20 protein-coding genes, 2 tRNA genes and 1 pseudogene are annotated in these 22,144 nt (G+C 72.6%); 10 read left to right on the top strand and 13 right to left on the bottom strand.

The features are described 5' to 3' along the window. Positions 1-53: 53 nt before the first annotated feature. The gene (locus tag AC5L3C_RS03155) at positions 54-578 is read right to left on the bottom strand and encodes a DUF309 domain-containing protein (RefSeq protein ID WP_493646732.1); all 525 of its coding nucleotides are present in this window, start codon (positions 576-578) and stop codon (positions 54-56) included. A gap of 99 nt (positions 579-677) precedes the next feature. On the opposite strand from AC5L3C_RS03155, the gene AC5L3C_RS03150 reads away from it, so the two are divergent. Further along, positions 678-751, top strand: a tRNA-Pro gene (locus tag AC5L3C_RS03150). 128 nt (positions 752-879) lie between these two features. Next, positions 880-1,554 (top strand): NUDIX domain-containing protein, encoded by a 675-nt coding sequence (locus AC5L3C_RS03145; RefSeq protein WP_493646730.1) that lies wholly within the window; start codon positions 880-882, stop codon positions 1,552-1,554. Here AC5L3C_RS03145 and AC5L3C_RS03140 read toward each other — a convergent pair. From AC5L3C_RS03140 to iolC, 6 genes are all read right to left on the bottom strand, one after another. Beyond that, positions 1,541-2,482 carry an endonuclease/exonuclease/phosphatase family protein gene (locus AC5L3C_RS03140; RefSeq protein ID WP_493646729.1) on the bottom strand — a complete coding sequence of 314 codons (942 nt, stop codon included), beginning with the start codon at positions 2,480-2,482 and terminating at the stop codon, positions 1,541-1,543. The two genes, AC5L3C_RS03145 and AC5L3C_RS03140, sit on opposite strands and share 14 nt — an antisense overlap. Positions 2,483-2,639: 157 nt before the next feature. Next, positions 2,640-3,425, bottom strand: coding sequence for a GntR family transcriptional regulator (locus AC5L3C_RS03135; RefSeq protein WP_125502337.1), 786 nt, complete (start codon positions 3,423-3,425; stop codon positions 2,640-2,642). Between the two features lie 42 nt (positions 3,426-3,467). Further along, positions 3,468-5,336 (bottom strand): 3D-(3,5/4)-trihydroxycyclohexane-1,2-dione acylhydrolase (decyclizing), encoded by a 1,869-nt coding sequence (gene iolD, locus AC5L3C_RS03130; RefSeq protein WP_493646727.1) that lies wholly within the window; start codon positions 5,334-5,336, stop codon positions 3,468-3,470. Next, on the bottom strand, positions 5,333-6,226 hold the full coding sequence (iolB, locus tag AC5L3C_RS03125; RefSeq protein ID WP_493653726.1) for a 5-deoxy-glucuronate isomerase: 894 nt from the start codon (positions 6,224-6,226) through the stop codon (positions 5,333-5,335). The genes iolD and iolB overlap by 4 nt, the downstream gene beginning before the upstream one ends. A 29-nt stretch (positions 6,227-6,255) precedes the next feature. Further along, complete coding sequence (locus AC5L3C_RS03120; RefSeq protein WP_125502331.1) at positions 6,256-7,131, bottom strand: Cgl0159 family (beta/alpha)8-fold protein; 876 nt, start codon at positions 7,129-7,131, stop codon at positions 6,256-6,258. A gap of 13 nt (positions 7,132-7,144) precedes the next feature. After that, a complete protein-coding gene (gene iolC / locus AC5L3C_RS03115) occupies positions 7,145-8,134 on the bottom strand; it encodes a 5-dehydro-2-deoxygluconokinase (protein ID WP_493646724.1) in 990 nt (329 codons plus the stop codon). A gap of 320 nt (positions 8,135-8,454) precedes the next feature. On the opposite strand from iolC, the gene AC5L3C_RS03110 reads away from it, so the two are divergent. Genes AC5L3C_RS03110 through AC5L3C_RS03090 form a run of 5 tightly spaced genes read left to right on the top strand, consistent with a single transcriptional unit; the run spans position 8,455 to position 13,413 of the window. Beyond that, a complete protein-coding gene (locus tag AC5L3C_RS03110) occupies positions 8,455-9,474 on the top strand; it encodes a sugar ABC transporter substrate-binding protein (protein ID WP_493646722.1) in 1,020 nt (339 codons plus the stop codon). After that, positions 9,474-10,550, top strand: coding sequence for an ABC transporter permease (locus tag AC5L3C_RS03105; protein ID WP_493646720.1), 1,077 nt, complete (start codon positions 9,474-9,476; stop codon positions 10,548-10,550). Before AC5L3C_RS03110 ends, AC5L3C_RS03105 begins: the two co-directional genes overlap by 1 nt. A 5-nt stretch (positions 10,551-10,555) precedes the next feature. Next, positions 10,556-11,467: an ATP-binding cassette domain-containing protein gene (locus AC5L3C_RS03100; protein ID WP_493646718.1), complete on the top strand. Its 912-nt coding sequence runs from the start codon at positions 10,556-10,558 to the stop codon at positions 11,465-11,467. 1 nt (position 11,468) lies between these two features. Beyond that, entirely contained in the window at positions 11,469-12,371 is a 903-nt protein-coding gene (locus AC5L3C_RS03095) for a sugar phosphate isomerase/epimerase family protein (RefSeq protein WP_493646716.1), read from the top strand. A gap of 22 nt (positions 12,372-12,393) precedes the next feature. Next, positions 12,394-13,413, top strand: coding sequence for a Gfo/Idh/MocA family protein (locus tag AC5L3C_RS03090; RefSeq protein ID WP_493646714.1), 1,020 nt, complete (start codon positions 12,394-12,396; stop codon positions 13,411-13,413). Positions 13,414-13,471: 58 nt separating this feature from the next. Here the strand turns inward: AC5L3C_RS03090 and AC5L3C_RS03085 are convergent, their stop codons facing one another. The 4 genes and pseudogenes from AC5L3C_RS03085 to AC5L3C_RS03070 all read right to left on the bottom strand — a co-directional run bounded on the left by AC5L3C_RS03085 (position 13,472) and on the right by AC5L3C_RS03070 (position 17,572). Continuing rightward, entirely contained in the window at positions 13,472-14,491 is a 1,020-nt protein-coding gene (locus AC5L3C_RS03085; RefSeq protein ID WP_493646712.1) for a Gfo/Idh/MocA family protein, read from the bottom strand. Continuing rightward, positions 14,488-15,492 carry a Gfo/Idh/MocA family protein gene (locus AC5L3C_RS03080; RefSeq protein ID WP_493646710.1) on the bottom strand — a complete coding sequence of 335 codons (1,005 nt, stop codon included), beginning with the start codon at positions 15,490-15,492 and terminating at the stop codon, positions 14,488-14,490. Before AC5L3C_RS03080 ends, AC5L3C_RS03085 begins: the two co-directional genes overlap by 4 nt. Positions 15,493-15,565: 73 nt before the next feature. Next, positions 15,566-16,378 (bottom strand): annotated as a pseudogene (locus AC5L3C_RS03075) (SDR family oxidoreductase). 18 nt (positions 16,379-16,396) lie between these two features. Then, positions 16,397-17,572, bottom strand: coding sequence for a phytanoyl-CoA dioxygenase family protein (locus AC5L3C_RS03070; protein ID WP_493646708.1), 1,176 nt, complete (start codon positions 17,570-17,572; stop codon positions 16,397-16,399). 107 nt (positions 17,573-17,679) lie between these two features. Here AC5L3C_RS03070 and AC5L3C_RS03065 point away from each other — a divergent pair, with 107 nt between their 5' ends. Further along, positions 17,680-18,714 carry a LacI family DNA-binding transcriptional regulator gene (locus AC5L3C_RS03065; RefSeq protein ID WP_493646706.1) on the top strand — a complete coding sequence of 345 codons (1,035 nt, stop codon included), beginning with the start codon at positions 17,680-17,682 and terminating at the stop codon, positions 18,712-18,714. A gap of 53 nt (positions 18,715-18,767) precedes the next feature. Then, positions 18,768-19,373, top strand: coding sequence for a TMEM175 family protein (locus tag AC5L3C_RS03060; RefSeq protein ID WP_493646704.1), 606 nt, complete (start codon positions 18,768-18,770; stop codon positions 19,371-19,373). A gap of 149 nt (positions 19,374-19,522) precedes the next feature. Here AC5L3C_RS03060 and AC5L3C_RS03055 read toward each other — a convergent pair whose 3' ends face one another. Then, a complete protein-coding gene (locus tag AC5L3C_RS03055; protein WP_493646702.1) occupies positions 19,523-20,680 on the bottom strand; it encodes a Gfo/Idh/MocA family protein in 1,158 nt (385 codons plus the stop codon). 168 nt (positions 20,681-20,848) lie between these two features. Here AC5L3C_RS03055 and AC5L3C_RS03050 point away from each other — a divergent pair. Further along, a tRNA-Pro gene (locus tag AC5L3C_RS03050) sits at positions 20,849-20,922 on the top strand. Between the two features lie 10 nt (positions 20,923-20,932). Here AC5L3C_RS03050 and AC5L3C_RS03045 read toward each other — a convergent pair. Next, on the bottom strand, positions 20,933-22,141 hold the full coding sequence (locus AC5L3C_RS03045) for an FAD-dependent monooxygenase (protein WP_493646700.1): 1,209 nt from the start codon (positions 22,139-22,141) through the stop codon (positions 20,933-20,935). Positions 22,142-22,144 lie beyond the last annotated feature (3 nt).

Below are 22,144 nucleotides of genomic sequence, written 5' to 3'. Positions count from 1 at the left end.
TGCCGCACGGCACTCCCCGCGCCGCCACCGCACCCGGCCGACGGCACCCCCCGTCAGACCTCACCCCGCAACCGCGGCCGCCGCACCCCCGCGTCCACCGCCACCCCCCGCTCCACCTCGGCGGCCAGCTCCCGGGCCCACGCGATCACACCGGGCAGGTCGATCCCGTGCGGGCGCGGGCTCGCCCCCACGGCCCACTCCTCCACCGCCGCGGCCCCGCGCCGCAGCAGCCGCGCCCCGCCGACGGTGTTCCCCCGCGCGGCATGGGTGAGCCCCACCGCGAGCTGGGCCAGCCCCCGCCACAGCTCACGCTCCTCCTCCGGCCCCGACTTCCAGGCGTCCTCGAACACCTCGTGCGCGTGGAACGGCTTTCCCCCGTCCAGCAGCCGCTGCGCCTCCGCGACGCTCTCCTCCGGCCGCCGTACGACCCCCTCGGGCTGCCGTGGCACCCCTTCCGCGCCGTGCGGGAGGGGCCGGCCGAGCCCGTCCCGGGGCCGCGCGTTGCGCGCGCGCCCCTCGTCGTCCCGGTCCCGCGCGGCGGCTGTCCGGCCCGCGGAGGTGTTGTCCGTGCTGCCCATACGCCGATTGTCCCAAGTCCGGGCCCGCTTCGGCGCGGCCCGGGGCGTGAGGTAAAGTGCTGTCCGCGCGATCACGTGGGTCACCGCACGTGGGCGCACCGGGACGTGGCGCAGCTTGGTAGCGCACTTGACTGGGGGTCAAGGGGTCGCAGGTTCAAATCCTGTCGTCCCGACTTGCGGTACAGCAGGTCACCGGGCCGCATCGGATGCTCCGATGCGGCCTTTTCCATGGCCTTCCTCTTTCATGTTTCATAGCGGGCATGAGCACTGTGCATCCCGCCGCCCACCGAACGGCCCGCCGATGACCGCCGGCGTCGACACCCCGGACCGCCGGGGACGCACCGGACTCGACCGGACCGGCCGTGACCTGACCGGCAACCCGCGCGTGAAGATCCGGGACGTGACCCTGCTGTCCAGCCACTGGTACGTCGAGCGCACCACGCGCTTCGACTTCCAGCACGCCGACGGCACCTGGAGCACCCAGGAGCGTGAGACGCACGACCGCGGCAACGGCGCCACCATGCTCCTCTACGACGCCGAACGCGAAACCGTGCTGCTCACCCGCCAGTTCCGCTTCCCGGTGTACGTCAACGGCCACCCCGACGGCATGCTGATCGAGACACCCGGCGGCCTGCTGGACGACGAGGACGAGCACCCCGAGGTCGCGGTGCGCCGGGAAGTGGTGGAGGAGACCGGCCACACCATCGGCCCCGTCCAGCACGTCTTCGACGTCTACATGAGCCCCGGCTCGGTCACCGAACGCGTCAGCTTCTACGCCGCCGCCTACGGCCCCGCCACCCGCACCCACGAGGGCGGCGGACTCGACGAGGAGGGCGAGGACATCGAGATCCTCGAGCTGCCCTTCCGCCGGGCCCTGCGCATGATCCGTACGGGTGGGATCAACGACGCCAAGACCATCATGCTGCTGCAGTGGGCCGCCCTGGACGGCCCGTTCGCCGGTCTCAGCGCAGAGTGACGCGGGCCGCCACCGGCAGATGGTCGCTGCCGGTGGCGGGCAGCGCGCGGATGTGGTCGACGCGCGCCGAGCGGGCCATGACCTGGTCGATCCGGGCCAGCGGCAGGGCGGCGGGAAAGCTGAGGGCGAAGCCCCGCCGGGCCGTGTCCAGCCGTGCGGTCAGCGGCGCCAGCCCGCGGTCGTCGGCCGTGCCGTTGAGGTCGCCCATCAGCACCACCCGGTCCAGCCTTTCGGCGGCCACGGCCCGGCCCAGCAGACCGGCGCTCTCGTCGCGCCGTGCGGACGCCAGACCGCCCGCCCCGATCCGGATCGAGGGCAGATGAGCGACGTACGCGGCGACCTCGCCGTACGGGGTGCGGACCACGGCCCGCAGCCCGCGGTGCCAGGGCTCCGTGATGTCCTCCGGCTTGATGTCCACCGCGCGGACGCCGGTGAGCGGATGCTTCGACCACAGGCCGACGGTCCCCCGGACCGCGTGGTACGGATAGTCGGCCGCGAGCGTCCTGCGGTACACCGACAGCGCGGGCGGCACCAGTTCCTCCAGCGCGACGAGGTCGGGCCCGGCGTCGGCCAGCGCCCGGGCCGTGCCCGCCGGGTCGGTGTTCTCGTCGCTGACGTTGTGCTGCACCACGACCAGGTTGTGCGGGCCGGACGCGGTCCCGGGCAGCAGCAGTCCGCCGAAGAGCTGCGTCCAGGCCGCCACGGGCAGCAGCAGGGCCAGGAGCGCGACGGCCGAGCGGCGCAGCAGGGCCAGGCCGAACAGCGGGACGGCCACCAGGCCGAGCCACGGCAGGAACGCCTCCAGCAGGCTGCCCAGCCGCCCGGGCGTGTTGGGCACCGCGCGGTGGAACGCCAGCAGCGCGCCCGTCACCACCGCGCACACGGCGAGTACCCGCCCGGGCTCCCGCTCCCAGGGACGCCGGCCCACCGCTGCCTTCCCCGCCGGCGTCACACCGCCGCCCTCCCGCTCCAGCCCGACTCCCCGTTCGCCCGTCCCGCCGATCAGGACGAAGCACGACGGGGGAACAGTACCCCCCGGCGACACCGGGACATCCTCGCCCGCTGCGCCCCGGCCGCCCGTGCGCTCAGGACCTGACCAGCAGCTGGAAGTCGAAGGAGTAGCGGGACGCGCGGTAGAGGTGGGCGCCGAACTCCACCGGGCGGCCCGTGTCGTCGTAGGCCGTGCGCTGCATGGTCAGCAGGGCGGCGCCCTCCTCCTCGTCCAGGCGGGCGGCCTCCGGCGCCGTGGCCGAGCGGGCGCCGACGGTCTGGCGGGCGCTGTGCAGGGTCACCCCGGCCGAGCGCAGCATCCGGTAGAGGCCGGTCGACTCCAGGCGGGCGCCGTCCAGGTCCAGCAGCCCCGGCGGCAGGTGGTTGCACATCAGGGCGACCGGCTGGCCGTGGGTGCGGCGCAGGCGCTCCAGCCGGACCACCTCGGCGCCCTCCGCGAGACCGAGGGCGGCGGCCACCTCGGGGGAGGCCGGGACCGTCTCGTTGCCGACCACCTCCGTGGTCGGTCCCTGCCCGGCCGCCTCCAGGTCGTCGTAGAGGCTGCTCAGTTCCAGGGGGCGCTTGACCTGGCTGTGCACCACCTGGGTGCCCACCCCGCGCCGCCGGACCAGGAGGCCCTTGTCGACCAGGGACTGGATGGCCTGGCGGACGGTGGGGCGGGACAGGCCGAGGCGCACGGAGAGGTCGACCTCGTTGCCCAGGTGGTTGCCCGGTGCGAGGACGCCGCGCTCGATCGCCGCCTCCAGTTGCTGCGCCAGCTGGTAGTACAGCGGCACGGGACTGCCCCGGTCCAGGGCGAAGTCCAGGGTGCTCAGCGCGGGTGCGGCAGCGGCGCGGGCGGGATCACCGGTCTTCGCCATGGAACGTACCTCCCTGTCGGGGCGCGGTCGGTGCGGACGGGGTCACAGGTGGCGGCGGCGGGCGGCGACCTGGGCGTCGTAGTGTTCGCGGGCCCGGACGGCCGCCTCGCGGGACGCCACCTCCGCCACCGGCACGTCCCACCAGGCCTCGGCCGGGGGAGCGGTGGGCGTGGGGTCCGTTTCGATGTAGACGCAGGTCGGACGGTCGGAGGCGCGGGCCTCGGCCAGCGCGTCCCGCAGCTCCCGCACGGTCTTGGCGCGCAGCACGTCCATGCCGAGGCTGGCGGCGTTCGCGGCGAGGTCGACGGGGAGCGGGGCGCCGGTGAAGCCGCCGTCGGCGGCCCGGTGGCGGTAGGCGGTGCCGAAGCGCTCGCCGCCCGTCTCCTCGGACAGACCGCCGATGGAGGCGTATCCGTGGTTCTGGAGCAGGACCATGTTCACCGGCAGGCCCTCCTGCACGGCGGTGACGATCTCCGTCGGCATCATCAGATAGGTGCCGTCACCGACCAGCGCCCACACGGGGGTGCCGGGAGCGGCCTGCTGGACGCCCAGCGAGGCCGGGATCTCGTAGCCCATGCAGGAGTAGCCGTACTCCAGGTGGTACTGGCGAGGGCTGCGCGCCCGCCACAGCTTGTGCAGGTCGCCGGGGAGCGAACCGGCCGCGTTGATCACCACGTCCTCGTCGCCGACGACCGCGTCCAGCGCGCCGAGCACCTGCGTCTGGGTCGGCACGGCGTCGTCGTCGGCCCGGTAGGCGGCCTCGACGACCCGCTCCCAGCGCTCCTTGCCGTCCCGGTACGCGGCCGTGTACGCCTCCTCCACCCGGTGCCCGGCCAGCGCCCCGGTGAGCGCCTCCAGACCGGACCGCGCGTCGCAGACCAGCGTGCGCGCGGCCAGCTTGTGGGCGTCGAAGGCGGTGATGTTGACGTTGAGGAAGCGCACGTCCGGGTGCTGGAAGAGGGTGCCGGAGGCGGTGGTGAAGTCGGAGTAGCGGGTGCCGACGCCGATCACCAGGTCGGCCGTGCGGGCGAGGTCGTTGCTCACCGCCGTGCCGGTGTGGCCGATGCCGCCGAGGTCGGCCGGGTGGTCGTGGCGCAGCGAGCCCTTGCCGGCCTGGGTGGAGGCGACCGGGATGCCGGTGGCGTCCACCAGGGCCCGCAGCGCCTCCTCGGCCTCGCTGTGGTGGACGCCGCCGCCCGCGACGATCAGCGGCCGCCGCGCCGCCCGTACGGCCGCCACCGCCGCCGTCAGCTCCACCGGGTCCGGGGCGGGGCGCCGTACGGACCACACGCGCTCGGTGAAGAACTCCTCCGGCCAGTCGTACGCCTCCGCCTGCACGTCCTGCGGCAGGGCGAGGGTGACGGCGCCGGTCTCGGCCGGGTCGGTGAGCACCCGCATGGCGTTGAGCACGGACGGGATCAGCGCCTCGGGCCGGTGGATCCGGTCGAAGTACCGCGACACCGGGCGCAGCGTGTCGTTGACCGACACATCCGCGGCGGCCGGGTGCTCGAGCTGCTGGAGCAGCGGGTCGGCGACGCGCGAGGCGAAGTAGTCGCCGGGGAGGAGGAGCACCGGCAGCCGGTTGACGGTGGCGAGCGCTGCGCCGGTGACCAGGTTGGTCGCGCCGGGGCCGATGGACGTGGTCACCGCCTGCGCGGAGAGCCGGTTGAGCTGACGGGCGTGGCCGACGGCGGCGTGCACCATCGCCTGCTCGTTGCGGCCCTGGTGGTACGGCATGACGTCGCGGTGCTCGACCAGGGCCTGTCCGATGCCGGCCACGTTGCCGTGGCCGAAGATGCCCCAGGTGCCCGCGATCAGCCGGCGGCGCACGCCGTCGCGCTCGGTGTACTGGACGGACAGGAACCGCACCAGCGCCTGGGCGGTCGTCAGTCGGCGGGTGGTGGCGCTCATGCTGACCTCTCCGGTGCGGTGTAGAGGGGGAGTCGGGGGTCGACCGGTGTGTCCGGCCAGGTGTCGCGGATCCAGGCGTGGTCGGGGTGGTCGCAGATCAGCCACGCGCGTTCGGTGTCGGGTCCGGCCATGACGTTGAGGTAGTACATGTGGTGGCCGGGTACCGCCATGGACGGACCGTGCCAGCCGTCCGGGATGAGGACGACGTCGCCGTCGCGCACCTCGGCCAGCACATCCGTCTCGCGGCCCGGGCCGGACGGGGAGACCCGCTGGTAGCCCAGGCCGGGCGTGCCCTCATGGGCGGCGAACTCGAAGTAGTAGATCTCCTCCAGCACCGACTCCTCGCCCGGCCGGTGCTCGTCGTGCTTGTGCGGCGGGAACGACGACCAGTTGCCGCCCGGGGTGAGCACCTCCACCGCGATGAGCCGGTCGCATTCGAACGTGCCCGCGGCGCCGAAGTTGTTGACCTGCCGTGAGCAGTTCCCGGTGCCGCGCAGCTCGACCGGCACGCCGGAGGCGGGTCCGTAGCGGGCGGGCAGCCGGCGGGTGCAGCGGGCGCCGGTGAGCGCGAACCGGCCGCCGCCGGCCGAGGACACCGTCGTGCGGGCGTCGCGGGGGACGTAGGCGAAGTCGGTGACCCCGTCGAACACGCTGGTGCGGCCGGTGAGTTCGAAGGTGTCGTGGCCGAAGTCGTCGTCCACGGCCACCGTGCAGCCGCCGCTCAGCGGCAGCACGATCCACTCGCTGTCACCGGCGTCGAAGGTGTGGCCGCCGCCCGGCGGCAGCTCCAGCACGCGCAGAGCGGAATACCCCCAGCCCGCCGTGCGCGGGCTCACGTCGACGACGTAGGGGCCGGCGAGGGCCTTGCCGGCGGGAAGGTGATAGGTCATGCCGTGCCTTTCGTTGGCGAACATGCTTCTCACAACAGGCCGACGGCCGTGTCGACCGCCTTCTCCACACTGCCCTCGGCCGGATAGAGCAGCGAGCGGCCGACGACCATCCCCTGCACGGTGGGCAGCCGCAGCGCCTTGCCCCAGCGTTCGTACGCCGCCTCCTGGTCGCCGACCTCCCCGCCGAGCAGTACGACGGGCAGCGTCGAGGTCCGCAGCACCTCGGGCATGTCGTCCACGGCCTCGGTGACCGGGAGTTTCAGCCAGGTGTAGGCGGAGGTGCCGCCCAGTCCGGAGGCGATGGCGATGGAGCGGGTGACGGCCTCGGCGGACAGGTCGTTGCGCACCCGGCCGTCCACCCGCCGTGAGACGAACGGCTCGACGAAGACGGGCAGCCGGCGCTCGGCCATGGCGTCGATGGCGCGGGCGGAGGACTCCAGGGTGGCCAGCGAGCCCGGGTCGTCGTAGTCGACCCGGACCAGCAGCTTGCCGGCGTCGAAGCCCAGCCGGGCGATGTCCTCGGCGCGGTGGCCGGTGAAGCGGTCGTCCATCTCGAAGGACGCCCCGGCCAGACCGCCCCGGTTCATCGACCCCATGACGACCTTGTTCTCCAGCGCCCCGAGCAGCAGCAGGTCCTCGAGGATGTCGGCGGTGCCCAGCACTCCGTCCACGCCCGGCCGGGACAGCGCTACGCACAGGCGTTCGAGCAGATCGCCGCGGTCCGCCATGGCCAGCCGCCGGTCGCCGATGCCGAGCGCGCCCCGGGCCGGGTGGTCGGCGGCCACGATCATCAGCCGGCCGCTGTCGCCGATCAGCGGGCGGCGGGCCCGGCGGGCGGCCGCCTCGGCGACGGCCTCCGGGTTCCGGGCACGGACCGTGGTGAGCTCGGGGATGCTGAGATTCAAGGAAGGGCTCCGTTCAGGACTGGTGCGGCAGGCCCGCGTCCGGCGAGGCGGCCCGCGCGAGCAGGTCCGCGACCTCCGGCCCGGTCGGCATGGCGGACGAGCAGGCGAGGCGCGAGGCGACGAGGGCACCGGCGGCGTTGGCGTGGCGCATGGTCCGCTCCAGGTCCCAGCCGGAGAGCAGACCGTGGCAGAGCGAGCCGCCGAAGGCGTCGCCCGCGCCGAGGCCGTTGACCACCTCGACCGGCACCGGCGGCACCTCGGTCCGGGCGCCGTCGCGGTGCACGGCGAGCACGCCCCGGGGTCCCTGCTTGACCACGGCCAGCTCCACACCGGCCGCCAGCAGCGCCTCGGCGCACGCCTCGGGCTCGCGCACGCCCGTGGCGACCTCGCACTCCTCGAGGTTGCCGACCGCGACCGTGGCGTGGCGCAGTGCCTCGCGGTAGTAGGGGCGGGCCTCATCGGGGTCGCGCCAGAACATGGGGCGCCAGTCCAGGTCGAAGACGATGGTGCCGGCCTTGTCGCGGGCGGCCAGCGCGTCGAGGGTGGCCGAGCGGCTCGGCTCCTCGCTCAGCCCCGTACCGGTGATCCAGAAGATTCCCGCCGCGCCCACGGCGGGCAGGTCCAGCTCGTGGGTGTGGATCTCCAGGTCGGGTGCCTTGGGCCGGCGGTAGAAGTACAGCGGGAAGTCGTCCGGCGGGAAGATCTCGCAGAACGTGACGGGGGTGGGGTACGCGGCGACCGGGGTGACCCACCGGTCGTCGACGCCGAAGTCCTTCAGCGCCTCGTGCAGGAAGGTGCCGAAGGGGTCGGCCCCCGTGCGGGTGATCACCGCCGTGGAGCGGCCCAGCCGGGCGGCCGCGACCGCGACGTTGGCGGCCGAGCCGCCGAGGAACTTCCCGAAGGTCTCCACCCGCGACAGCGGCACCCCGGTCTGCAGGGGGTAGAGATCGACCCCGATGCGACCCATGGTGATCAGGTCGAAATACTGTGGTGAGTCGGCCATGAGGCGATGCTCCTGAAGCTGCTGGGGATGCGGGCCCCTTCAGGCCCTGCCACGGTGGGGACGTGCGTACCGGGGACCTGCCGCCTCTCAGGTGTAGGTCGCGCGGGGCGGCGATGTCAATAGTTTGTACTTACATTCGGACGAGCGCGTGAAATGATGTCTTAACAAAGTATTGACAGCGGCCGGAACTGGGGATTGGATCGCGTCCCAGCACGACAGCCGTGTGCCACGGCACACACCCGGATTCCCGGGCCTTCCGGGCACCGGAGATACTCGGACCTTCGCCCTTTCCCCGTGTAGCACAGTGAGGTGCAGGACAGATGGACCGCTCTTCTCACACCCGCTCCCGCAGAATCGCGCCGTACGTCGCGGTCGCAGCGGCAGCCGCCCTGACCCTCGCCGGCTGTTCCAGCTCCTCCGGCGGCAAGAAGTCCGAGGAAGGCGGCGGCGACTCCTCGGCCGGCAAGGCCTCCACGCCCCGCATGACGGTCGCCCTCGTCACCCACCAGTCCCCCGGCGACACCTTCTGGGACATCGTCCGCAAGGGCGCCCAGGCCGCCGCCGACAAGGACAACGTCAAGCTCGTCTACTCCGCCGACCCCAACGCGGGCAACCAGGCCACCCTGGTGCAGAACGCGATCGACCAGAAGGTCGACGGCATCGCGGTCACCCTCGCCAAGCCCGACGCCCTCAAGGGCGTCATAGCCAAGGCCGAGGCCGCCGGCATCCCGGTCGTCGGCCTCAACTCCGGCGTGAGCGACTGGAAGGACCTCGGCCTGCTGGAGTTCTTCGGCCAGGACGAGTCCGTGGCGGGCGAGGCCTTCGGCAAGAAGCTCAACGAGGTCGGCGCCAAGAACGCCGTCTGCGTCGTCCAGGAGCAGGGCAACGTCGGCCTGACCCAGCGCTGCGACGGCGTGAAGAAGACCTTCGAGGGGGAGACCCAGGTCCTCAACGTCAACGGCACCGACATGCCCTCCGTCAAGTCGACGATCACCGCCAAGCTCAAGCAGGACTCCGCCATCGACTACGTCGTCACCCTCGGCGCCCCCTTCGCGCTGACCGCGGTGCAGTCGGTCGAGGAGTCCGGCAGCAAGGCGAAGGTCGCCACCTTCGACCTGAACAAGCAGCTGACCGGCGCGATCAAGGACGGCGACATCCAGTTCGCCGTCGACCAGCAGCCCTACCTCCAGGGCTACCTCGCCGTCGACGGACTGTGGCTCTACAAGAACAACGGCAACTACAGCGGCGGCGGTGAGCAGCCCGTGCTGACCGGCCCGGCGTTCGTCGACGAGTCCAATGTCGACACGATCTCCGAGTTCGCCGCGAAGGGCACTCGGTGATGAGTATGGCTCAACAGGCTGAGCCGGCGGTGAACACACCGCCGGCCCCCGGCCCCAAGCAGACCGACGGCCGGACCGCGCGCCGACCGCTGGCCCTGCGCCTGCTCGCCCGGCCCGAGGTCGGGGTGTTCCTCGGTGCCGTCGCCGTCATGGTGTTCTTCCTCGTCACCGCGCCGCCGGTGCGGGACGGCAGCTCCATGGCGAACATCCTGTACCAGTCGTCGACCATCGGGATCATGGCCCTGCCCGTGGCCCTGCTGATGATCGGCGGCGAGTTCGACCTCTCGGCCGGTGTCGCCGTCGTCACCTCGGCGCTCACCGCCAGCATGCTCAGCTACCAGCTCACCATGAACGTCTGGGTGGGCGTGATCGTCGCCCTGGCGGTCTCCCTCGCCGTCGGCATGTTCAACGGCTGGCTGCTGGTCAGAACGGGGCTGCCCAGCTTCCTCGTCACCCTCGGCACCTTCCTGATCCTCCAGGGCGTCAACCTCGCGGTGACCAAGCTGGTCACCGGCAACGTCGCCACCGACGACATCAGCGACATGGACGGCTTCGACCAGGCCAAGGCGCTCTTCGCCTCCAGCTTCGAGGTCGGCGGCGTCCAGGTGAAGATCACCGTCGTGTGGTGGCTGGTCTTCGCCGCCCTGGCCACCTGGGTGCTGCTGCGCACCAAGTACGGCAACTGGATCTTCGCGGTGGGCGGCAACAAGGAAAGTGCCCGCGCGGTCGGCGTCCCCGTCACCTTCACCAAGATCTCGCTGTTCATGCTGGTCGGCTTCGGCGCCTGGTTCGTGGGCATGCACAACCTGTTCTCCTTCAACACCGTGCAGTCCGGCGAGGGCGTGGGCCAGGAGCTGATCTACATCGCCGCGGCGGTCATCGGCGGCTGCCTGCTGACCGGCGGCTACGGCTCCGCGATCGGCCCGGTCTTCGGCGCGTTCATGTTCGGCATGGTGCAGCAGGGCATCGTCTACGCCGGCTGGAACCCCGACTGGTTCAAGGCCTTCCTCGGCGTGATGCTCCTCGGCGCCGTCCTCATCAATCTGTGGGTCCAGCGCACGGCGACCCGGAGGTGACCGCAATGACCGACAACACCACCGGCACCCAGGGCGCCGCCACCAGCGACACCGCGCAGGACGGTGACCGCCCCCTGGTCGAACTCCGCGCGGCCGGCAAGTCCTACGGCAACATCCGCGCCCTCCACGGCGTCGACCTCGCCGTCCACCCCGGCAGGGTCACCTGCGTCCTCGGGGACAACGGCGCCGGCAAATCCACCCTCATCAAGATCATCTCCGGGTTGCACCAGCACACCGAGGGCGAGTTCCTCGTCGACGGCGAACCGGTGCGCTTCTCCACCCCCCGTGAGGCCCTCGACCGGGGCATCGCCACCGTCTACCAGGACCTCGCCGTCGTCCCGCTGATGCCCGTGTGGCGCAACTTCTTCCTCGGCTCCGAGATGACCAAGGGGCCCTGGCCGCTGCGCCGCCTTGACATCGACCGGATGAAGCAGACCGCCGACCACGAGCTGCGCGAGATGGGCATCGTCCTGGACGACCTGGAGCAGCCCATCGGCACCCTCTCCGGCGGCCAGCGCCAGTGCGTCGCCATCGCCCGCGCCGTGTACTTCGGCGCCCGCGTCCTCATCCTCGACGAGCCCACCGCCGCCCTCGGCGTCAAACAGTCCGGCGTGGTCCTGAAGTACATCGCCATGGCCCGCGACCGCGGCCTCGGCGTCATCTTCATCACCCACAACCCGCACCACGCCTACATGGTCGGCGACCACTTCAGCGTGCTGCGCCTGGGCACCCTGGAACTGTCCGCCGGCCGCAGCGAGATCGGCCTGGAGGAACTGACCAACCACATGGCCGGCGGAGCCGAACTCGCCGCCCTCAAGCACGAGCTGGCACAGGTGCGCGGCGTGGACACCGAAGGCCTCCCCGAGGAGGGCGACCTCCAGGCCCCCGCGGCCGCAACCCCGGAAGGAAAGTCCTGACATGGCAGTCGCGCTCGACCGCATCCGGGTCGGATCCGCCCCCGACTCCTGGGGCGTCTGGTTCCCCGACGACCCCCAGCAGGTGCCCTGGCAGCGCTTCCTCGACGAGGTCGCCGAGGCCGGTTACTCCTGGATCGAACTCGGCCCCTACGGCTACCTCCCCACCGACGCGGCCCGCCTCACCGACGAGGTGGAGCGGCGGGGCCTGAAGGTCTCCGCCGGCACCATCTTCTGCGGACTGCACCGCGGCCCCTCCGAGTGGGACGCCACCTGGGAACAGGTCAGCCGCGTCGCCGCGCTCACCCGCGACATGAACGCCCGGCACCTCGTCGTCATCCCGTCCTTCTGGCGCGACGACAAGACCGCCGAGGTCCTGGAACCCCCGGAGCTCACCACCGAGCAGTGGGGCCACCTCAGCACGGGCATGGAACGCCTGGGCCGCGAGGTGAAGGAGACCTACGGGCTCGACATCGTCGTCCACCCGCACGCCGACACCCACATCGACACCGAGGAGCACGTCGAGCGCTTCCTCGACTCCACCGACTCCTCCCTGGTCAACCTCTGCCTGGACACCGGCCACTACGCCTACTGCGGCGGCGACAGCGTCAAGCTGATCGAGACCTACGGCGAGCGCATCGGCTACCTCCACCTCAAGCAGGTCGACCCGGAGATCCTCGCCGACGTCGTCAAGAACGAGATCCCCTTCGGGCCCGCCGTCCAGCGCGGCGTGATGTGCGAACCGCCCGCCGGCGTCCCCGAACTGGGCCCGGTCCTCACGGCCGCCCAGAAACTGGGCGTGGACCTGTTCGCCATCGTCGAGCAGGACATGTACCCCTGCGAGCCGGACAAGCCGCTGCCCATCGCCGTACGCACCCGCAAGTTCCTGCGCTCCTGCGGCGCCTGACGACACCGAAGGGAGGCGGAGGATGAACCGCGGCGGACCGCTGCGCGTCGCCGTCATCGGCGCCGGCCGTATGGGCGCGGACCACGTCCGCCGGATCGACCGGCTCATCAGCGGCGCGCGGGTCACCGCCGTCGTGGACATCGACGCCGCGCGGGCCGAGGCCGTCGCCGCGGACGTCGAGGGCTGCACCGCCCACACCGACCCGGCCGCCGCGATGGCGTCGGCCGACGTCGACGCCGTGCTCGTCGCCTCCTCGGGCCCGGCCCACGAGGCCGCCCTGCTCACCGCGTTCGAGCGCGATCTGCCCGTCCTGTGCGAGAAGCCGCTCACCCCCGACGCGGCGTCCGCCCTGCGCGTGATGGAGGCCGAACAGGCCCTCGGCCACCGCAGGGTCCAGGTCGGCTTCATGCGCCGCTACGACACCGAGTACACGCACCTCAAGGCCCTGCTGGACAGCGGCCGGCTGGGCCGCCCGCTCATGCTGCACAACCGGCACCGCAACGTCGCCAGCCCGTCCTTCTTCACCAGCGCCATGCTCATCAGCGACTCCGTGGCCCACGAGGTGGACGCCACCCGCTGGCTGCTCGGCCACGAGATCACCGCCGTCACGGTCCTGCGCCCCACCCCGTCCGCCGGCGCCCCCGAGGGACTGCGCGACCCCCAGTTCGTCGTCCTCGAGACCGACGGCGGCGCCCTCTCCGACGTGGAGATCTTCGTCAACTGCGGCTTCGGCTACCAGGTGCAGGCCGAGGCCGTCTGCGAACGCGGCACCGCCCGCATCGGCGACGGCCACGCCCTGGTCACCCACACCGACGGCCGCTGGGGCGGCACCATCACCCAGGACTGGACCGAACGCTTCGCCCAGGCCTACGACGACGAGATCCGGGCCTGGGTCGACGCCACCCGCGCGGGCCGGGTCACCGGCCCGGGCGTCTGGGACGGCTATGCCGCCGCGGCCGTCTGCGAGGCGGGCGTGCGCGCGCTGGAGGACGGCGGCAGGGTGCGCGTCGACCTGGTGGACAAACCCCCGCTGTACCGCTGACCCGCCCCGCGTGCGGCCGCCCCCGCGGGACGGCCGCACGCACACCGGCCGCGCGAGGTCAGCCGATCGTGCCGCTGGGCCGCGGCGCGAGTCCCGCCGCCCGGTAGCACGCGTCGATCAGCCGCATCGTGGCCACCGCGTCGTCCGGGTCCAGCGGCAGCGGAGCACCCTCGCGCACCCGGGCGGCGAACGCCTCCAGCTGATACGTGTACGACGACCGGGTGCCCAGGTGCTCCGTGCGCTCGCCGTCCGCCGTACGGACCACGACCCGGTCGTCCCGCTGTGGCAGCACGAAGTTCGGGGCGCTCGCCTCGCCCCGCTCACCGACCAGCCTCAGGCTCATCTCCAGCCCCTCGTAGGCCATGTGGCAGCGGGCGGTGCCCGTCGCGCCGCCGGGGAACTCCAGCTCGGCGTCGAGCCACTCGTCCACCCCCGGCGCGCCCGCCCGCTCACCCGCCCGGGCGGAGACCAGGCGCGGGGCGCCGCCCGCCCAGGGCGCCAGCATGCGCAGCGCGTGCAGGCCGTAGCAGCCGAGGTCCATCAGGGCACCGCCGGCCAGGGACAGCGACCAGCGCGGGTCGGTGGCCTCCGGGGCGGGGATCGCCACCACGGTCTCCACGTGGCGCAGGGCGCCGAGCTCACCGGAGGCCAGCAGCTCGTGCAGCCGGCGGGTGACCGGGTGGAAGAGGTAGTGGAACGCCTCCATGAAGACGGTGCCGGACTTCGCCGCCGCCTCCCGCACCCGCCGCGCCTCCTCGGCGTTGCTCGCCGACGGCTTCTCCGTCAGGACGTGCTTGCCCGCCTCCAGCGCCGCCAGGTTCCACGGGCCGTGCAGACCGTTGGCGAGCGGGTTGTAGACGACGTCGACCTCGGGATCGGCCAGCAGCTCGCGGTAGGACCCCGCGACCCGCTCCACACCGTGCGCCGCGGCGAAGGCGCCCGCGCGGTCCCGGTCGCGGGCGGCCACCGCGACAAGCCGGTGGCCGCCCGCCCGTGCCGGGGCGACGAGGGAGCGCTCGGTGATCCGCGCGGCTCCCAGGATTCCGATGCGCAGGGGTGCGCGGGCGGGCTCGCTCATGCGTGCCGTACCTCCTCGAGGGTGACAGGCCGGTGCTCGTGCAACGACAGTGTGCACGCCTCCGCGATCCAGCCCGCCTCCAGGGCGTCCGCGACCGTGCACGGCGAGGGCCGGGAACCGGCGACGACCTCGGTGAACGCCGTCAGTTCGGCCCGGTAGGCGGCGGTGAAGCGGTCCATGAAGAAGTCGTGCGGGGTGCCCGCGGGGAAGGTCACGCCCGGCTCCACCGACCGCAGCGGCAGCTTGTCCTCCAGGCCGACCGCGATGGAGTCCCGGAAGCCGTGCAGCTCCATGCGGACGTCGTAACCGCGGGCGTTGTGCCGGCTGTTGGAGACCACCGCGAGGGTGCCGTCGTCCAGGGTGAGCAGCGCGCCCGTGGTGTCGGCGTCGCCCGCCTCCTTGATGAAGGCGGCGCCCCGGTTGCCGCCGGCCGCGTACACCTCGCCCACCTCGCGGCCGGTCACCCAGCGGATGATGTCGAAGTCGTGCACCGAGCAGTCGCGGAAGATGCCCCCGGACGCGGCGATGTACGCGGCCGGCGGCGGCGCCGGGTCGAGCGTCGTCGAGCGCACCGTGTGCAGATCGCCCAGCTCACCACCGCGCACGGCCTCCCGAGCGGCGACGAAGCCGGCGTCGAACCGGCGGTTGAAGCCGATCTGGATCGGCACGTCCAGTTTCTCGACCGCCCTCAGCACCCGCACACCCTCGGCCATCGTGCGCGCCACCGGCTTCTCGCAGAAGACCGGCACGCCCGCCTCCGCGCAGGAGAGGATCAGCGCCGGGTGGGCGTCCGTCGCGGCGGCGACGACCACACCGTCCACCCCGGCCGCCAGCACCGCCTCGGGCGAGTCCGCGACCTGCGCGCCGAACCGCTCGGCGGCGGCCTTCGCGGCGTCCGCGAACGGATCGGAGACGACGAGGGACTCGACGGCGTCGAGCCCGGACAGGGTCTCGGCGTGGAAGGCGCCGATGCGGCCGAGGCCGAGGATTCCGATACGCATGCGGGCGGTGCTCCTTGGGTGCGGGGGGTGCGGGGGGTGCGGGGGTGGTGCGTACGAGCGGGGGACGAGCGGATCAGTCGAGGCCGCCGAGGACGTTCTGGTCCCAGTCGATCACGGACCCGGTGACCACACCGGAACGGTCGGAGAGCAGCAGGACCACGAAGTCGGCGATCTCGTCCGGCTGCCCGAGCTTGCCCATCGGCAGCCGCGCGGCGGCCTGTTCGCGCCAGTCGTCCCCGGCGCCGTGAAAGGCGCGCTGGGTGGCGTCCTCGCCCTCGGTGGCGGTCCAGCCGATGTTCACTCCGTTGATCCGGATCCGGTCCCAGCGGTGGGCGTGCGCCGCGATGGGGGTCCCCCCGCGCGAGCGAAGTCCGAGCGTGGGGGAGGGGCAGACCGATCAGCCCGGCCTTCGCGGCGACGTACGGCGCGAGGAACGGCTGCCCGCCGTGCGCCGACGAGGTGATGATGTTCACGATCGTGCCGGGCGCCTCGCGCCGCACCATGTCCGCGACGGCGGCCTGCATGGCGAAGAACGGCGCCTTCAGGTTGATCGCGACATGCTGGTCGAACAGCTCGGGCGTGGTGTCGAGCAGCGTTCCGCGCGTCGTCAGCCCCGCCGAGTTGACCAGGCAGTCGACCCGGCCGTACGCCTCGACCACCCGGGTCACCGAGGCCCTGGCCTGCTCGGCGTCGCCAGGTCGGCCCGTACGAACATCGCCTTGCCGCCTCCGGCCGTCAGCTCGGCCACCAGCGCCTCGCCGGCTTCCGGGCGCCGCCCGCTGACGGCCACGACCGCCCCCTCGCGGACCGCGGCCCGCGCGATCGCGGCGCCGACGCCCTGACTGCCGCCGTTGACGAGGACGATCCTGTCGTCGAGAAGTCCCATGATCTGTCCGCGTCCCTTTCAGCTCTCGCGCCGCTTGGCGGCGGCCCGCAGTTCGTTGCGCAGGGTCCGCGCGGTCCAGCCCTCCCGCAGCGCCCGCCGTACGACGTCGGCCTGCGACGGCGGGGCCAGACCGTCGACCGGCGGGTCGTTGTCGAGGTTGGTGGGGAACGGGTAGCCCTCGGCGCTCGCCGCGATCACGTTCTCCAGCCACCGCTCACCGGCGCCCTCGGCCTTGCGGCCCAGGAGCACCGGGTAGACGGCGCCCGTCACGGCCTCGCGGTCCACGCTCTCCATGGCCCGCCCGAACGCGGAGGACACCTGGAGCAGGTTGGCCGTGCGCCGGATGTCCGCCGAACGGTTGGCACCGGCGGCGTGGAACAGCGCCGGGTTGAAGAACACCGCGTCGCCCTTGGCGAGCGGCAGCTGCACATGATGCTCCTCGAAGTACGCCCGGAACTCCGGCAGCCGCCAGGCGAGGTAGCCGGGCTCGTACTTCTGCGAGTGCGGCAGATACAGCGTGGGCCCGGACTCCACGGGCATGTCGCAGTGCGCCACGGCGCCCTGGAGGGTGAGCGCGGGGGAGAGGCGGTGCACGTGCGCCGGGTAGGCCGCGGCCGTCTCGTTGGACAGGAACCCCAGGTGGTAGTCGCGGTGCACGGTCTGCGCGGCGCCGCCCGGGTTGACCACGTTGACCTGCGAGGTGATCTGGTAGCCGGGGCCGAGCCAGGCCGAGGAGAGCAGGGCGATCACATCGTTGGCGTAGTAGTCGGCGAACGCCTGCGGGTCGTACAGGGCCGTCTTCTCCAGGGCGTTCCACACCCGGTCGTTGTCGCCCGGCCGGGCGAAGTGGTCACCGGCGGCGGTGCCCGAGGCGCGCTGCCCGGCGATCAGTGCGTCGAACACGGCGGTGATCCGGTCCACGACCGCCGGGTCGGGGAAGGCACCGCGGACCACCACGATGCCGGGGCCCGCGGACAGCGCGCGGACGAGTTCGGCCCGGACGGCGCGGCGGTCGGCGAGGGCGAGCCGCTCGGCGTCGTAGAGCAGCACGTTCCGCTCGACGGCGGTGGCGTGCGGGTGGGCGGCGAGGTCGGTCCGCTGCTCCACCAGCGCGCGGAAGCTCTCCAGGTCGCAGTCCCGCTCGGAGAGCCAGTCGGCCGGCGCGGGGGTCTGCACGGAAGAGGATGCGGACATGGGGTCGTCCCTTCGGGTCACGGAGCGACGCGGCTGCTGCCATTCTTGACAGTACAAACCCGTCGAACAACCAGCAGGAACCCATCAAAAACCCCTCAGGAGGCCGTATGGGCCACCCCTTCCCGATCAGGGAAATCGCACGTCAGGCCGGGTTGAGCGAGGCCACGGTGGACCGCGTCCTCAACCGGCGCGGCGGTGTGCGGGAGAGTACCGCGCAGGAGGTACGCCGCGCGATAGCCGACCTGGACCGCCAGCGCACCCAGGTCCGTCTCGTCGGCCGTACGTTCATGGTGGACATCGTGATGCAGTCACCGGAGCGCTTCTCCACCGCCGTGCGCGCCGCCCTGGAGGCCGAACTGCCCTCCCTGCACCCGGCGGTGGTCCGCTCGCGCTTCCACTTCCGCGAGACGGGTCCGGCGGGGGAACTGGTCGAGACCCTGGACCGCATAGCCCGCCGCGGCTCACAGGGCGTGCTGCTCAAGGCACCCGACGTCCCCGAGATCACCGCCGCCGTCGCCCGGCTCGCCGCGTCGGACATCCCGGTGGTGACCCTGGTGACCGACCTGCCCGCGAGCGCGCGGATCGGCCACGTCGGAAGTGACAACCGGGCGGCGGGAGCCACCGCCGCCTACCTCATGGGCCAGTGGCTCGGCGACCGCCCCGGCAACGTGCTCACCAGCCTCTCCAGCGGCTTCTTCCGCAACGAGGAGGAACGGGAGATGGGCTTCCGCAGCGTCATGCGCGCCCGGCACCCCGGGCGGACCCTCGTCGAGATCGCCGAGGGCCAGGGCCTGGACGCCACCCAGTACGACCTCGTGCGCGCCGCCCTCGACCGGGACCCGGAGATCCGCGCCGTCTACTCCATCGGCGGCGGCAACATCGCCACCCTGCGCGCCTTCGCCGACGCCGGACGGGAGTGCCCGGTCTTCGTCGCGCACGACCTCGACCAGGACAACACCCGCCTGCTGCGCGAGCACCGCCTGTCCGCCGTGCTCCACCACGACCTGCGCCACGACCTGCGGGAGGCCTGCCACCTGGTGATGCGCGCACACGGCGCCCTGCCGCCCGCGGGGCCCACCCTGCCCTCCGCCATCCAGGTGGTGACCCCCTACAACATGCCGCCCGCGACCGTGACGGGGTGACGGCCCGGCGTGTACGGCCGCCCGGCGTGCCGGGCCTGCCTACCGTCGTGTCCATGAGCAAACCGACCCCGGAAGGCGGGCCCGAACGGCTGGTGGCGCTCGCCGACGGCGTGTTCGCCATCGCCATCACCCTGCTGGTCCTGGACATCTCCGTGCCGCAGGGCCTGAACTCCGAGGAGTTCGACCAGGCGCTGAGGGACGTACTGCCCAACCTCGGCGCGTACGGCATCAGCCTGGCGGTGCTGGCGGGCTTCTGGCGCGACCACCGCGCGATCTTCCGGGGCGTGCAGCAGGTGGACGGCGGCGTGATCGTCCTGACGATCCTGGGGCTGGGTCTCGCGGCGCTGGTGCCGTTCCCGACGGCCCTGGTCTCCGAGTACGGCGACGAGAGCGCCTCGGTGGTCATCTACTCGGCGGCGGTCGCCTCGCTCGGGGCGGTCCATCTCGCGCTGGCGGCGCTTGTCGCGCGGCGGCCGTGGCTGCGGGGTGGGGCCGCGCCCGTGCGGGACGAGAAGCTGTCGGCCGTCGATCTGGGGGCGACGGTGGTGGTGTTCCTGGTGACCATCCCCCTGGCCCTGGTCATCGGCCCCGCGGCGATGTGGTGGTGGCTGGTCCTCATCCCCATCAAGGCTTGGCTGGGCAACCGCGGAACCCTGTGACGCGCGCACCGTGGTCCGGAACGGTGTGTCCGCCCCCGCCGTCCCTTCCCTTCCCGTCCTCAAGGGGCGCGGGGAACTGCGCGAAGGGGGTCTGGGGCGAAGCCCCCAGGACGGGACGGGAAGGGGCGGCGGGGGCGAGGAAAAGCCCTTCAGGACCCCACCCGCACCCACGCCCCGCTCTCCGCGGACCGCGCCATCGCGTCCAGCACCCCCGCACTGCGGACCGCGTCCGACACCGTCGCCCCGTACCCCACCCCCTCCGCTACGGACCGCACGAACCGGTACGCCTCGATCACCTTCAGATCGTCGTACCCCATCGCATTCCCCGCCCCCGGCTGAAACGCCCCGAACTCCCCGTCCCCGGGCCCCACATACACCGTGCTGACCGGCTGGTCCTGATACCCGCCGCCCCGCCCGACACCGAGTTCGTTCATCCTCCGGAAGTCCCAGAACACCGCCCCCTCGGTCCCGTGCACCTCGAAGCCGTAGTTGTTCTGCTCACCCACCGAGACCCGGCACGCCTCGAGCACCCCGCGCGCCCCGGAGGCGAACCGCAGCAGACAGCTGACGTAGTCCTCGTTCTCCACGGGGCCCAATTCGCCGCCCGTCGCGCGGGAGTGGCCGGCCGTGGCGCCCGCCGGACGGGCCCGCTCGGGCACGAAGATCGCGGTGTCGGCGGTCAGCGAGTCGATGTCGCCGAGCAGGAAGCGGGCCAGATCGGCGCCGTGCGAGGCGAGGTCTCCCAGCACCCCGCTGCCGCCCCGCTCCCGCTCGTAACGCCACGTCAGCGCGGACTCGGGATGGGCCGCGTAGTCGCTGAACAGCCGGATGCGGACATGCGTGACCCGGCCGATGTCACCGGAGGCGATGAGGTCGCGGGCCGCCTCCACGGCCGGCGCGTTGCGGTAGTTGAAGCCGACCGCGCCCTGCACCCCCGCGGCCGCGACCGCGTCGGCCACCGCGCGGGCGTCCTCGGAACCCAGGCCCACCGGCTTCTCGATCCAGATGTGCTTCCCGGCCTGCGCCATCGCGACGCCGATCTCGCGGTGCAGGAAGTTGGGGGCGGTGATGCTGACCGCCTGGACACGCGGATCGGCGGCCACCTCGCGCCAGTCACGCGCCGTGGAGGCGAACCCGAACTGCGCGGCGGCCTCCTCGGCCCGCCCCGGCACCTCCTCGGCCACCGTGATCAGCTCCGGACGCAGGGCCAGTCGCGGATAGTGGTGCCGCACACGCGCGTACGCCTGGGTGTGCACCCGCCCCATCCAGCCGAAACCCACGACGGCGACACCCAGCGCATCCACCATGAAAGCCTCTTTCCGGCCCGTTCCGCGTCCTGTCCGCACACCCTCTGCGGGCGACCGGCGTCATGTCAACCTTTTGACAGGACAAATAGCCGCGCCGCGCCGGGACCGGTGCCGCACATGCGGTAAGGTTGACCTGCGTGATCACGCGGTTCACCGCGCGGAACGCATCGGGACGTGGCGCAGCTTGGTAGCGCACTTGACTGGGGGTCAAGGGGTCGCAGGTTCAAATCCTGTCGTCCCGACTCGTCGGAGTCACAGGTCCGGGCCGGTTTCGGGGGTACTCGAACCGGCCCCGGGCACAGGGAAGGTCAGTGCCGCCTCCAGCGGGCGCGTCAGCGCGGACTTCGGCGCCCAGCGGAGGAACGTGTTGCGCAGTGCCGTCGCGACCGGGTGTTCCAGCTGTTCGAGATCGCTCGTCCTGCGCGACTGGGCGACCATGACCCTGGTGCGTTCACGCCGCGCGTCCTCGTACGCGCGCAGGCCCGCCCGGGGGTCGTCCGCATGCCGCGCCATCGCGTCGGCGAGGACGACGGCGTCCTCGATCGCCATGGCCGCCCCCTGGCCGAGACTGGTCAGCATCGGATGGGCCGCGTCGCCGAGCAGCGTGACGGGTCCGTCGCCCCAGCGCTCCAGGAAGACGCGGTCGCACGACGGCATGCTGAGGATGGCGTCCTCAGGAGTCTCCCGGACGGCCCGCAGCACCTCGGGGGCCCAGCCGTCGTACACGCGCAGGATCTCGTCCTTGCCCCCGGACCACGAGCGGCTGCGGGCGGCCGGCATGTTGCAGGTGCCCCACCAGTAGTAGCGGCCGTGGCCGATGTCGATCAGGCCGAAGCGGCGACCGCGTCCCCAGTAGTGGCCGACGTACCCGGGCGGCAGCCGCGGGTCCTCGAAGGGGACGAGGGCCAGCCAGCACAGATATCCGCTGTCCCGTTCCTCCTCCGGGCCCGCCAGTTGGCGGCGGACGGCGGAGCGGAAGCCGTCGGCGCCGACGAGGATGTCGCCCCGGGCGGTGGTGCCGTCGGCGAAGTGCACGGTGACGCCGTCGTCGTCGGTCTCGTAGCGGGTGGCGGCGGCCCCGAGTGTGATGGGGACGTCACCGGCCTCGGCGAGCAGGGCGCTCTGCAGGGCCGCGCGGCTGATGCTCACGCACGGCGCGCCCAGCCGGTCGCTGACCTCCTTCAGCGGCTGTTCCCGGATCAGCCGGCCACGCCGGTCCAGGACCTTGAAGACCTCGACTGCCTGGCCGTGCTTCTCCAGCCCCAGGTCGATGCCGGCGCGGGAGAGCGCGGTGAGGGCGTTGGTCATGACGGACAGGCCGGAGCCGGCCGCGCGCAGTTCGGTGGCGCGTTCGTGGACGCGCACGTCGAGCCCCGCGCGGCTCAGCGCGGCGGCGGCGGTCAGGCCGCCGATCCCGGCTCCGACGACAACGGCGGTGCTGCGGTGCTTCTCTGTTCCCATGTG

Source organism: Streptomyces speibonae (genome assembly GCF_984686075.1).
Note: the sequence above shows the minus strand (reverse complement) of the source record. Positions and strands in the feature narration are given on the sequence as shown.

What these genes read in the sequence shown, in the direction of transcription:
- iolC (WP_493646724.1), bottom strand. Translation starts at nt 8,134, where the DNA reads ATGGCCGACTCACCACAGTATTTCGACCTGATCACCATGGGTCGCATC.
- AC5L3C_RS03085 (WP_493646712.1), bottom strand. Translation starts at nt 14,491, where the DNA reads ATGAGCGAGCCCGCCCGCGCACCCCTGCGCATCGGAATCCTGGGAGCC.
- AC5L3C_RS03090 (WP_493646714.1), top strand. Translation starts at nt 12,394, where the DNA reads ATGAACCGCGGCGGACCGCTGCGCGTCGCCGTCATCGGCGCCGGCCGT.
- AC5L3C_RS03095 (WP_493646716.1), top strand. Translation starts at nt 11,469, where the DNA reads ATGGCAGTCGCGCTCGACCGCATCCGGGTCGGATCCGCCCCCGACTCC.
- AC5L3C_RS03145 (WP_493646730.1), top strand. Translation starts at nt 880, where the DNA reads ATGACCGCCGGCGTCGACACCCCGGACCGCCGGGGACGCACCGGACTC.
- AC5L3C_RS03110 (WP_493646722.1), top strand. Translation starts at nt 8,455, where the DNA reads ATGGACCGCTCTTCTCACACCCGCTCCCGCAGAATCGCGCCGTACGTC.
- iolB (WP_493653726.1), bottom strand. Translation starts at nt 6,226, where the DNA reads ATGACCTATCACCTTCCCGCCGGCAAGGCCCTCGCCGGCCCCTACGTC.
- AC5L3C_RS03070 (WP_493646708.1), bottom strand. Translation starts at nt 17,572, where the DNA reads ATGTCCGCATCCTCTTCCGTGCAGACCCCCGCGCCGGCCGACTGGCTC.
- AC5L3C_RS03155 (WP_493646732.1), bottom strand. Translation starts at nt 578, where the DNA reads ATGGGCAGCACGGACAACACCTCCGCGGGCCGGACAGCCGCCGCGCGG.
- iolD (WP_493646727.1), bottom strand. Translation starts at nt 5,336, where the DNA reads ATGAGCGCCACCACCCGCCGACTGACGACCGCCCAGGCGCTGGTGCGG.
- AC5L3C_RS03135 (WP_125502337.1), bottom strand. Translation starts at nt 3,425, where the DNA reads ATGGCGAAGACCGGTGATCCCGCCCGCGCCGCTGCCGCACCCGCGCTG.
- AC5L3C_RS03100 (WP_493646718.1), top strand. Translation starts at nt 10,556, where the DNA reads ATGACCGACAACACCACCGGCACCCAGGGCGCCGCCACCAGCGACACC.
- AC5L3C_RS03045 (WP_493646700.1), bottom strand. Translation starts at nt 22,141, where the DNA reads ATGGGAACAGAGAAGCACCGCAGCACCGCCGTTGTCGTCGGAGCCGGG.
- AC5L3C_RS03060 (WP_493646704.1), top strand. Translation starts at nt 18,768, where the DNA reads ATGAGCAAACCGACCCCGGAAGGCGGGCCCGAACGGCTGGTGGCGCTC.
- AC5L3C_RS03080 (WP_493646710.1), bottom strand. Translation starts at nt 15,492, where the DNA reads ATGCGTATCGGAATCCTCGGCCTCGGCCGCATCGGCGCCTTCCACGCC.
- AC5L3C_RS03065 (WP_493646706.1), top strand. Translation starts at nt 17,680, where the DNA reads ATGGGCCACCCCTTCCCGATCAGGGAAATCGCACGTCAGGCCGGGTTG.
- AC5L3C_RS03055 (WP_493646702.1), bottom strand. Translation starts at nt 20,680, where the DNA reads ATGGTGGATGCGCTGGGTGTCGCCGTCGTGGGTTTCGGCTGGATGGGG.
- AC5L3C_RS03105 (WP_493646720.1), top strand. Translation starts at nt 9,474, where the DNA reads ATGAGTATGGCTCAACAGGCTGAGCCGGCGGTGAACACACCGCCGGCC.